Raw genomic sequence first — 8,802 nt, 5'->3', positions numbered from 1 at the left:
TGCCTAAAAGGAGACGAACTAGGCAAAGTTAACATTTGCATTTCTTATCGTTCAAGCTCAAAAATGGCGTAAAAAATAAAAAATTTAATCTTGTTGCGTCTGGTGACACGAACCTTCTATTTCCGCCGTGTTCTGGCTCAGTACCTCCCGAATGCCAGAGACAATCAGAATTAGCCTTCATGCTTATAGGTTCGATTTGGGGATATTGACCGCGATTGATTTGATGTGCCGTCCTGATAATGGCACTCTCGGCAGCCTGACGGAATACTTGAGTCAGACGCACCACGGGAATTTTCTCAGAAGCAATTAAATCAGAGAGCACATTACCCGCACCCACACTCGGTAGTTGATCGATATCTCCCACCAGCAACACCTGACAATCTTTCGGGATGGCTTTAAATAGGGCATGAGCCAGAAATAAATCCATCATGCTGGATTCATCTATGACGATCGCGCTGCATTCTAGAGGATTATCTAAATCTCGTTTAAAACCCATTTCTCTGGGGTCGAATTCAAGCAGTCTGTGAATGGTTTTGGCTTCAATTCCCGTCATCTCACTCAATCTTTTAGCTGCTCTACCAGTAGGTGCTGCACAGGCAATCTTGCGCCCCATAGCTTTCCACAGCTTGACTATAGTATGAACTGAAAAAGTTTTTCCCGTACCAGGGCCCCCAGTAAGAATCATCAATTTCTCTGAAGCTGCTTTAACTACTGCTACATATTGCTGGGGGGATAGTTCGATTTTTCGCGATGCAGTATATCGATTAATCCAACTCTTTACCCTATCTTCCTCCACACCTAAACTACTTTCTAATTTCTGTAGTAACAATTTGGCTAAATGTTGTTCGCTGTAAAAGAAACTGGGCTTGTAATAAATTAGTTCATCATCAGTATCTTTGATTAATTCTTCTAACTGCACCATTTCCGAGAGGATGCTAACAATAGCTCTTTCATCAGCTTCATGTTCTATGTTTTCCCCTCTCTCCGTACTCGTTTCGTTCTCATTTTGTTTTTCCTTAATAGTTAACAATTCACGACTCATAGGAATTATCTTACTTTCTGGAAGGTAACAGTGACCGTCTTCCGAAGCTTTATCCAACACGTGAATAATACCCGCTTTGTAGCGAAACTGAGAATCAGGAGCAACACCCACATTACGAGCTATTTTATCTGCCGTTAAAAAGCCAATACCAAAAATATCTATAGCTAATTGATAAGGATTAGTTGTTACGGTAGCAATAGCTGCTTCTCCATACTGCTTGTATATCTTCACCGCATAGGTAGTCGAGACACCATGTCCTGAAAGAAAAATCATCACCTCTTTAATTGACTTTTGTTCTGCCCAGGTTTTCTGAATCATCGCTATACGCTTCTTGGCAATCCCTGGAACTTCGATAAGACGATCTATCTGATGCTCGATAATCTCTAAAGTCTCCAAACCAAAATGCTTGACAATTCTATGGGCTGTAACTGGCCCTACTCCTTTTATCAATCCACTACCCAAATACTTCTCAATTCCTGTTAATGTCGCTGGCTTGGTTTCTTTGTACTTAACAACTTGAAACTGCGAACCATAGCTTGGGTGTTCTGCCCAAACTCCCTGTAACTGTAAAGTCTGTCCCGCCTGAATATTGGCAAAACTGCCCACCACAGTAATCAACTGCTTGACATTGCCCGTATTTAACCTGGCTACGGTATAGCCCGACTCTTCTGAATGAAAGGTAATTCTTTCGATAACTCCCGTCAAAGATGATAACGGCGCAGTCACACTTGATGAAGTCATGAAACACTTGTTCTAGTTACTAGGCTAATAGTTTACCAGTATTGATTAGCCAATCTTATAAAGAGCATAAATATTGATTTGTCAAGACTAATTTACAAAAATCAAAATATTTGTTACATTAATTTACATAAGAGCGGAATAGAAGAAACAAATCCAAGGAAAAATTACTATGTATACAACTCAACTAGATAACGGAACTCTCAATAATTACGCTGTCGAGCCTAAAATGAGCTACGCAGAATACCCCACAGTATGGGAGCAAAAACGTTACCTAAAGCAAGGCGCAGTAGCAGCATTATTCGTTACAGCATTAGTTTTAGTTTCTTTTGTCGTCAGCTAATCGCTAGAGACAGTCGGATTTCAACAACAACTTTAATTAACAACAACTTTTAAATAACTTTTAATCGAGGTCTGGAAATAACCATGTTTGCACCAATCGTCGTTCTGAGTCGTAACTATCTGGGTAAAGCTAAATTTAATAAAATTCGCGGTCGGGCAATTGCCAAGCACTCTCAAGTTATTACGGCGGTTTGCACTTCTTTCGGTATCGAAAGAACCACCAGACAAAACCTCATTAGAACTGCTCGCGACAATGGCAAAAAGCTAGGTTTACTCGCTTAAAGTATTTTTCTTTTCTCTCGTCACGACTCGCGCTACCCAGAGCGTCTGATGCCGACGCGGGGTCGCTCGTCAACATTAAATTTCTCCTCTCGACCTTGGTGTATATGCCGAGGTTTTTTGTTGTGGTCAAACCATCAAAGAAATGCGTCTATTTCTGCTTCAAGAGATCGATCGTGTTTGAGATGATCCTCACAGTTACCTCTCATTACCTTCTCAGATTTAACTAAGGGAAATTCACCTTTTCTATTAGCCGACTCTTAGATTACTGTCAGAACCTTCTCATTAGGGTCAGCGATTCTAATTAATAACAGGAAACGGAAAAGATTAATTTACTTAAAAAAAGGAGAAACAACCCATGAAACGCTCATTATTCGTAAGTTTATCAGCTTTGACTCTCTCTCTAGTTACTGCCCCTGCATTTGCCTCAGAAGTAGCTGCGGTTAATTCTAATTCCACTAACAACATTGTCGAAATTAGCCCTGTCGATTTAGTGAATCGTAGTTATCAAGGTTTTTTGACCGAACAAGGGATTCCCAGTAATGGTGCTTTCAATCGAGCAGTTCACAAAGGGAGAGTCACGGCTCAAGATTTAGTCAATGGTGCAATTGCTTCTGGCAGACTCGCTCCAGAAACCATCAACGACCGAGCTTATCTCAATCACGTCAACTCTCAACTACGTAAGATAAATAACAACTAAGATATCGGGTCAGATGATGAATTTTGGCATTGAATTGGTAAAGAGCAATCGCACTAATCTTCTCATAAAGTTCGTGTTCGTATACGAATATCAACCAAGCGTGACATTATCTGTCTTTCTGCCCGTCATATCGGATAGTAGCGGTATTTATCAGATAAAACTAACAGTACCATTATCTTTTTAGTTCTTAATTAATGTCGCTCTTTATGCTGCTGAGGGTGCGGATTGGTGCAGGTTGAGCGATGAAACGGTAATCCGTCTCGATAAGATTGAAGAGTTTGAGTCATAGTGATGTTCTATCTTATGTTCAAAAATTTAATTACTTACTGCATTAAGTACTGCATTACTTAATTACTTGCTGCATTACTCAATTACTCTTCTACATCTTTAAGTGCGTCATCCAGTAGCAACCGCACGATATCAGCTTTACTTCTGCCAGTTTTAGCAGCCAGGATAGATAATTTACGGTGCATCGATTCAGCCAGATCGACGGTAAATCTTTTAGTAGCTTCTTTGGATTTAACTTGTAACTTATCCATCAGGCTCGACTCCTTACTTTTCTTATCGGCGGTTACTAAATCTGGTTCAACTTCTTTTGGTGTTGGTGGTTGGTTATCTATCTCTGGTGATTCATCTGTTTTATTTTCACCATAAACAAAGTCGTCTGCTAAGGCATCATCGAGAGGTTTACGCTTTCTTCTATTCATGGCAATAGTTCTAAAATCTCTTTGAATAACTCTTCGTACTCGGCTGCTGATTCCGATGCTGCAAAACCTGGTAAATTCCAGACCGTTTCTGATTGACCCGAAGTATCGGCGATCGCTTGTTTTTGATGAATCACTGTAGAGAGTAGAGTTGCCGAGGGATTTTTACTCAATAGTGCGATCGCTTCTTTTTTTAAATTCGTTCCCTTAACTGCCCGACTGAGAAATAGAACGGCAATTGGTGAGCCATTTCTAACTGATTGAGCTTGTTTGACCAAGCGCACCGTATCGGAAGCAGAACGTAAATCCACACCACTAGGCTGAACGGGTATTACTGCTAAATCGGAACGAAATAAAATTGCTCTGGTGGATTCGGATAAACTAGCAGGGCCATCCACAACTAAATAATCATAATCTGCCGTGAGTTCTGGTATTTGCTCTAGTAAATCGTCGGGAGACTGGATTACTAACATGGGAATTTTGACCTCTTCCATCTCTTCAACCCACTTAGAACTAGAGCATTGAGTATCGACATCGATTAATAATGTCTTTCGTTTCTTCTTCTTAATTAGCCAATAGCATAAGTGAACCGAGGTAGTTGATTTGGATACTCCACCCTTTTGATTGACTAACGATATAACCTGTCCCATGAACAGCATTTACGCGCATTACTGCATTACTTACTGCATTATTGCATTGTTTTCTTAAATTAATACTTAAATAATTATTTAAAAGCTGCATTACTCATTTAATTAAGTAATCAAATATTGCCGTAACTTTTGTCTCAAATGTTATTAGTAATCAAATATTGCCGTAACTTTTGTCTCAAATGTTCCATCAAATCAGTAACGAAGCACCCACAGCGATAGCAAAAGTACCTGTATAAACTGCAAAAACTCTCACAATAATTAGATTCTCTTAAACCCTTACACAGTAATGGTTCTACTCACAGCAAACTCTAGTCCGTGTCTCAAAATATCCCTGCTATCTCTATGAATGAAGTAAACATGATTCTCGGTAGTTTGTAGAGGTGCAGAATTAAAGATGACGTTTCTGGGGTATTTCTGGGGTTCGGTAGCGATTCTTGTGATTTAGATCATAAAAATTTATTTTAAGTTTCCATATTATGTAATACAAGAAGAAAATTTTTTATGACAATTTCGCTACTATGACACAGAATTCGCTACCCGATAATTGCATCCGTCCCGAAGAGCTTATGGAGGAACTAGGTATTAAAAAAGATGCCTATTACAAAGACTTAAACTATCTAGATATCAAGCCAGAGAAGGATTCTGAGAATAAATGTTATCTCTCCATAGAGCAAGCAAACTCTATTAGAGCTTTAAGAAATCACGTTAGTGAAACAGGAAGACGTAACGGTTTTGATAATAGTTCAATCGTCAGAGTTGATGACAGTAACGAAATAGTTTCCAATAATAATAAAAGTGAAGATAATATCTATGTTGAAAAAGAAGAACCTACGGCAAACATTAACTTAGATCGCTTGATGAGAGATGCAGCAGAACTAGCTGCTCGTAACATGGCAATGCCCGATCTGATCAAACAAGAAATCGCTAACCGCATGAGTGAGGATGATTTACCAGAAGATTTGAGAGAAAAAGTAGCGCACCGCGTAGCGGAGCTCTGCGAGATCGCCCGTGAGGTAGCCAACCCAAAGTTCACACCAGCAGACATCGCGACTCAGCTTCTAGCCCAACACCGCAACCAAAAGGCACAGGCTCAAGGGTAAATTACCAAAATGACGATACCTTTAACAAGGTATGTAATGCGTTCGCTGCTGGTAATTCTGTAATCGTTCTCGGTGAAGCAGGTACGGGTAAAGGTGATTTTGCCCAGGCTCTCCATGATGAGATGTCTGGCGAGTTGGAATGTGCCATTGCTACATATAAGGGCAGTTTGAAAAAGTTCTTTGTAGCGATCGCTTATCAATTGGGCTGTCCGACCGAGAATGACGACGGTAAAGCTCTAACTGTTGATGTTCTCAAAGAAGAGATTATGATGAATGCTGGCGACAATACCCTCTTAATTCTGCCCGAAGCCAAACGGTTAACTACCTCGATCCGTTATTGGTTAGAAGACATGATGTCTGCTGGTGTATCTGTGGTGTGTTTTGCTGTGGCTAATCCTAGTAAAGATATCTTTCTGGAGATGCTAGAGATTGAATTGGAGTTACCAAGCGATCGCAAAATCCGAGAAGTAATGGAAGCTGAAGCCCAGAGACAGGGATTACAGATTAGTAAATCTCGTCTGGCAGAACTGCAACCACTAGCTGGGAGAAACCCCATGTTAGCCCGTAAGATTATCAAGAATGAGAAACTGGGGCTGAAGCAGGACAAACCAGAACACACTCAATATGTGGTGATAATGCCCATAATTATTGCTGCACTGATGGCTTTTGGGATTGTTAGGTTCGTCGGTATGGGAACTGGTAACAAAGGATTGTATATTACTGGTGGTGTTTGTTTAGTTGCTGGTATGGCACTGAAGCAGTTGGGTAGTGTTAGAGGTGCGAGGAAGAGGTTAGGGCAGTAATTCGACTTTTAAATTACCACGGTGGTATCTGTAACTAAAGTCTTCTGGACACCTATCTATATATTGACCTAATCTATGTCGATTTAGTAATGTATCGTAATCATACTGTACGTTTCTGATTATTTGTTCATGGCGTAAACTTTCTTTCAGTTCTTTTAATTTTGTTTCATCTTTTTGAGTAAATTTGCACGCCGAAAATAGTGGCTCTTTGTTAGCTCCATTAAGTTGTTTTGCTTCAACAGCAAAAACGGCATCTTGAGGAACTTCTGCTATGCTCCGTTCGCTTAAGTATCTTGGAGCTAAACGCAAATTAACTTCTTCTTCGGGTTCTAAACCACCAGGAATTGAATAACTAAATGACTCTTGTAGCCAAGGTACTGACCGATCGGGTTGAGACAATGTCCCAACAAAATAACCTCCCGATACGGGTTGAGTTGTTCCATTTTTCATGGTCAATTCAATAATTAATTCTTCCTCGCGATCGCGGTATGGTCGTTTTTGTTTGTAAAAACGCGCTCGAACAACTTTGAATTTAGCCAACTGAAGTTTGTCATTTTCAGCAGATGCTTTTTTAGCTTCTAATTCTTTAATCTCTTGACGAATATGCTTCTTTTGCTCCTCTAGTAGTTTTCTTTTGACATCTTCAGCAGACGCTATTATTTCCAGACCAGTTTTTCCATCGACTATCTCTATTATCTGTTGCTCTGGGTAGATTGGTAACGGCATTTTTGAGGTATAAATGTCTTTCATTTGACTGAACATAATAATTTGCAATGCCCGCTCGAATTCTCCTCTTTTGTCTTCTGGAAGGGATTGGCGAACTTTCTCTATTGAGGACTTCATTGAGTCTTTTGATGAGGTGTCGATCCTTGGCTTACCACAGCTTACAAGAAGCGAAGTTATAAGAATTAGTGAAGTTATCGTTCTTCGCATCGATTTTTCCTCAAAGGCTTCTGACTATTGATTAGTCTGGCTGTTGCAGTTTAATACGCTTATTCATAATGCTATCTCTTCTTTGGCAGTTCTTTCCCTAAAATTTTTATACCGCAGTTATTCCAAAGCTCCACCGCGATAGGTGCTTAATTATGCTGTTAGTGAGCCAAATTACTGACAGTTCACAACAATGATTCAAGACTGGTAATTGACCACCGATGACCAATTACCGCTCATGATGAGTATTACGCACTGTGCGATCGCATCTGCTGGAACTTCCCTAATCCTTGGAACAGCCGATCCTCTACTTCTGGGACTATCAATTATTGGTTCACAGCTTCCAGATATAGATACAACTACTAGCACCATTGGTAAAATCTTCTTTCCTATCAGTTCGTGGATTGAGGATAATTATCCACACAGAACAATTACTCACTCATTACTAGCTACAGCTTGCATTACTGCGGTTAGTTTTTTGGTGTGTTTTTTACTAGGGGATATGGATTTAAAGTTAGCGATCGCTCTTCCTCTAGGGCATCTTTTATCCTGTTTCTCCGATACCTTTACCAAACAAGGTGTTCAGCTTTTCTATCCCGATCCTGCCTGGGCAATTAGTGTAAGTAATCCTCGGCGGAGGCTTAAAACTGGTGGTGCTGGTGAATTGTGGGTTTTAGGTACTGCGATCAGGCGAAGCCTGCCACTTCGTGATCGCCCTGTTAATCTTTGGAATTTATCTAGCCAATGGTGGCGGAATATCCCAGAAAGTCTCGCAAAATCTCGGTTTGAGAGATGGTATCGTTCAGGTTTATAACCAAAATGCAGCAACTAATAAGGTTTATGCAGAGATTAAAGGTTATTGGGCAAGCGATCGCACTTCTGTAGATGGTAAGTATTTAATCTTGGGTAATGAAGGTAAAGAGTTTATCGTTACTAATGGTCAAGGTGTTTATAAAACTGGAGAGCAGATAATTACTAGCAAAGTTACTACTACCGTCGGGGAAGCTGCTACTACTGAGATTAGGAATCTGACCTTTAATGATGAAAGTCCTATTGAGGCTTTGGAGAAGTTAAAAGAAGTCCAAAGAAGTCCAAATATATACTTGAGTGGAGAACTAACGGTAGATTTCCCCGAAGATGTGAAGATTCCCATTGAGCCTAACCAGATGGCTACGGCTGCTTTGAGTGGGAGCAACCTGAAACTTTTTTACTGTCCGATTGATACAGCGATCGCTTTACTTCGCGATCAGTATGCTATTGGTAATATTGAAATTAAAATTATTTCCTAAAACCTAGTTTTTAGCAAAAAGATGAGTATTGAATGTTTTTTAATTGTTTCTCAAGCTTAAATCGGACTCACGTTCAATAAATGACTTAGTTATCTTTTCCTATCAAAACATTATTCTTTGCCAAAATATCAATAGCATAGCTAGGGTCAAAAGGCAGAACAACTTTGAATTCTGAACCATCAAAGAGTTTTGCTCTTCCTTCAACTCCATTTTTTGACAGAATAA

The 8,802-nt window shown here is 39.9% G+C and carries 11 protein-coding genes and 1 pseudogene; 7 read left to right on the top strand and 5 right to left on the bottom strand.

The window, feature by feature from the left end:
• Positions 1-124: 124 nt before the first annotated feature.
• Positions 125-1,783 (bottom strand): annotated as a pseudogene (gene recD2 / locus H1P_RS28120) (SF1B family DNA helicase RecD2); the annotation flags it as partial.
• Between the two features lie 169 nt (positions 1,784-1,952).
• Here recD2 and psb34 point away from each other — a divergent pair.
• The 3 genes from psb34 to H1P_RS28105 all read left to right on the top strand — a co-directional run bounded on the left by psb34 (position 1,953) and on the right by H1P_RS28105 (position 3,101).
• Positions 1,953-2,123: a photosystem II assembly protein Psb34 gene (gene psb34, locus H1P_RS28115; RefSeq protein WP_144871329.1), complete on the top strand. Its 171-nt coding sequence runs from the start codon at positions 1,953-1,955 to the stop codon at positions 2,121-2,123.
• Between the two features lie 83 nt (positions 2,124-2,206).
• Positions 2,207-2,404 carry a cyclic electron transport protein PGR5 gene (gene pgr5 / locus H1P_RS28110; protein ID WP_144873969.1) on the top strand — a complete coding sequence of 66 codons (198 nt, stop codon included), beginning with the start codon at positions 2,207-2,209 and terminating at the stop codon, positions 2,402-2,404.
• Positions 2,405-2,759: 355 nt separating this feature from the next.
• Positions 2,760-3,101: a hypothetical protein gene (locus tag H1P_RS28105; RefSeq protein WP_144873967.1), complete on the top strand. Its 342-nt coding sequence runs from the start codon at positions 2,760-2,762 to the stop codon at positions 3,099-3,101.
• A gap of 371 nt (positions 3,102-3,472) precedes the next feature.
• On the opposite strand, the gene H1P_RS28100 is transcribed toward H1P_RS28105, so the two are convergent.
• Positions 3,473-3,808 carry a hypothetical protein gene (locus H1P_RS28100; protein WP_144873965.1) on the bottom strand — a complete coding sequence of 112 codons (336 nt, stop codon included), beginning with the start codon at positions 3,806-3,808 and terminating at the stop codon, positions 3,473-3,475.
• Positions 3,805-4,455, bottom strand: a complete 651-nt coding sequence (locus H1P_RS28095) for an AAA family ATPase (RefSeq protein ID WP_144873963.1) — start codon at positions 4,453-4,455, stop codon at positions 3,805-3,807. The genes H1P_RS28100 and H1P_RS28095 overlap by 4 nt, the downstream gene beginning before the upstream one ends.
• A 518-nt stretch (positions 4,456-4,973) precedes the next feature.
• Between H1P_RS28095 and H1P_RS28090 the strand changes: the two genes are divergently transcribed.
• Positions 4,974-5,555, top strand: a complete 582-nt coding sequence (locus H1P_RS28090) for a hypothetical protein (protein WP_144873961.1) — start codon at positions 4,974-4,976, stop codon at positions 5,553-5,555.
• A gap of 1 nt (position 5,556) precedes the next feature.
• Here the strand turns inward: H1P_RS28090 and H1P_RS36640 are convergent, their stop codons facing one another.
• A complete protein-coding gene (locus tag H1P_RS36640; protein WP_186376187.1) occupies positions 5,557-5,703 on the bottom strand; it encodes a hypothetical protein in 147 nt (48 codons plus the stop codon).
• A gap of 19 nt (positions 5,704-5,722) precedes the next feature.
• Here H1P_RS36640 and H1P_RS28085 point away from each other — a divergent pair, with 19 nt between their 5' ends.
• Positions 5,723-6,358, top strand: a complete 636-nt coding sequence (locus H1P_RS28085; protein WP_246141984.1) for a hypothetical protein — start codon at positions 5,723-5,725, stop codon at positions 6,356-6,358.
• Here the strand turns inward: H1P_RS28085 and H1P_RS28080 are convergent.
• Positions 6,347-7,291 (bottom strand): DUF6694 family lipoprotein, encoded by a 945-nt coding sequence (locus tag H1P_RS28080; RefSeq protein WP_342799619.1) that lies wholly within the window; start codon positions 7,289-7,291, stop codon positions 6,347-6,349. The two genes, H1P_RS28085 and H1P_RS28080, sit on opposite strands and share 12 nt — an antisense overlap.
• A 235-nt stretch (positions 7,292-7,526) precedes the next feature.
• Here H1P_RS28080 and H1P_RS38585 point away from each other — a divergent pair, with 235 nt between their 5' ends.
• Positions 7,527-8,102: a metal-dependent hydrolase gene (locus tag H1P_RS38585; RefSeq protein WP_246141983.1), complete on the top strand. Its 576-nt coding sequence runs from the start codon at positions 7,527-7,529 to the stop codon at positions 8,100-8,102.
• Complete coding sequence (locus tag H1P_RS38580) at positions 8,074-8,577, top strand: hypothetical protein (RefSeq protein WP_246141982.1); 504 nt, start codon at positions 8,074-8,076, stop codon at positions 8,575-8,577. Before H1P_RS38585 ends, H1P_RS38580 begins: the two co-directional genes overlap by 29 nt.
• Positions 8,578-8,802: the final 225 nt, after the last annotated feature.

The organism is Hyella patelloides LEGE 07179 (assembly GCF_900659865.1).
In the GTDB taxonomy this organism is placed as follows: Bacteria; Cyanobacteriota; Cyanobacteriia; order Cyanobacteriales; family Xenococcaceae; genus Hyella; species Hyella patelloides.
The sequence above is the reverse complement of the archived record's forward strand: the minus strand, read 5'-3'. Positions and strand labels throughout refer to the sequence as shown.